This window comes from Aquidulcibacter paucihalophilus, from assembly GCF_002105465.1.
Classification (GTDB): Bacteria; Pseudomonadota; Alphaproteobacteria; order Caulobacterales; family Aquidulcibacteraceae; genus Aquidulcibacter; species Aquidulcibacter paucihalophilus.
The window spans coordinates 1-715 of record NZ_NCSQ01000091.1 but is presented as its reverse complement, the minus strand read 5'-3'; the positions used below and the strand labels follow the sequence as shown (position 1 = coordinate 715).

At 48.8% G+C, this 715-nt stretch carries 1 protein-coding gene; it reads right to left on the bottom strand.

All coding sequences use genetic code 11. From position 1 onward, the window contains the following. Positions 1 to 453, bottom strand: a 453-nt coding sequence (locus tag B7364_RS07905; protein WP_157893576.1) for a hypothetical protein, incomplete at its 3' end; no start/stop codon positions are given. Between the last annotated feature and the right edge of the window lie 262 nt (positions 454 to 715).

Below are 715 nucleotides of genomic sequence, written 5' to 3'. Positions count from 1 at the left end.
GGAATCCTTTCGATTCACAAAACTCGGGAAACGCTCTAGAACATGCTGACCGCAAATAACCAAAAGGCTGCCGCAGGCAAAAATTAGTCCGAGGCTGGGCCCAGGGTCTGGCGCAAACGCAAGCGCCAAGAACGGGCAGGCGTAAAGCGCGACCAAGCAAATAATGGCCCGAATAGTGAGCTGTTTGATGGCGGGTAAGTCTCGCGGATCGAGATCATCCGGATGATCTATTTTGTTGCTCAGCCAGCGATAGAATGTTCCTTCAATCGCCCAACCGATAGTCATGGCTGCAACACAGAAAATCCACCAAGGTCCTGGGACTGAAATCCCGACGGCAGTTGTAGCAACAAAGATTGATCCGATTCGCGTGACCGCATGTTCTCCCCAAGCTTTATCTCTGCAGTGAACCAACGTCATATAATCATGGTTCATACGAAGTGCTTTGGCGTGCATGACGGTTTACCGGCTCAAGTCGTCGTGAGTAACTGACCCATTTTCACGGTTACCGGTGTTTAAACCCTTAAGCCGCCAGTAAAGGAGGCCTCCCGATTCAGCGGGTGTTCAAAGGCAATATGTGCCTTAACAGAAGGTGCTTCAATCGAAATAGCAATTCCACGATCAACTTGGACATTCAAGATTGGCAATGTCGTTAAAATAAGATTCATTGCATGGTGTTAGGCCGTGTGGACAAAGTGGATTCCCAAATCAGTTAGTT